We start from the raw sequence: 721 nt of genomic DNA, 5'->3' as shown, positions 1-721 counted from the left end.
GATCTGTGTTATGTCGTGTTGATCGCGGGCGCCGAAGGTTGCGCGTTTCCCCGACAACAGAAAGCGAGGCCTGAGATGGCTGACGACAAGTCGAAGACGAAACAGGACCGCAAGCAGGTCTCGGGCGAAGAGCCCTACGAGGTTGCCGCCTTTGCCCGCAAATACGGCATTCCGCCAAGCGAGGCACAGACCATCATCAAGCGCTACGGACCCTCGCGCAAGAAGCTCGACGCCCATATGGCGGCCCGCGGCTAGCCGAAACCATTTCGCCTGGGCGGCGTTGAAGACGCTGCGGGCCGCGTCAACCGGGCCTGGTGGTACGGTGAACAGGATGTCTTTTTCCCGGTTTCTCATCCTGGCCAACGAAACGGCAGACGAGCATCTGTCCCACCCGGCCCGCAGCGCCACGCATTGAGGGAGGTTGTCATGTCCGACACCATACGCAGGACCGGCAGCTGCCTGTGCGGCGGCGTGCAGTTCGAGGTTCACGGCGCGCCGCTGCGCGTCGGCCTGTGCCATTGCAAGGATTGCCGCAAGGCCGGCGGTTCGGTCTATTCGGCCTTTGCCATCTGGCCGCGCGAGGCCTTCGAGACCACCGGCCTCGTCAGCTCCTATGGCACGCGCAGCTTTTGCCCGACATGCGGCGGCCGCGTCGCCTGGGTCGACGACAACGAGGCCGAGGTGGCAATCGGCAGCCTCGACATCGCGCCGACCGATCTCG

General features: G+C 64.6%; 2 protein-coding genes. Both read left to right on the top strand.

From position 1 onward, the window contains the following. The coding region (locus ENZ75_RS33425) for a DUF3606 domain-containing protein (protein ID WP_245481364.1) at window positions 1–255 on the top strand (255 nt) is incomplete at its 5' end. Window positions 256–426: 171 nt separating this feature from the next. Then, window positions 427–721 (top strand): GFA family protein (locus tag ENZ75_RS33420; protein WP_164888258.1); only part of this gene is annotated, 295 nt, incomplete at its 3' end.

This window comes from Mesorhizobium sp. M7A.F.Ca.CA.002.04.1.1 (assembly GCF_004022805.1).
In the GTDB taxonomy this organism is placed as follows: domain Bacteria; phylum Pseudomonadota; class Alphaproteobacteria; order Rhizobiales; family Rhizobiaceae; genus Mesorhizobium; species Mesorhizobium ciceri.
The sequence above is the reverse complement of the archived record's forward strand: the minus strand, read 5'-3'. Positions and strand labels throughout refer to the sequence as shown.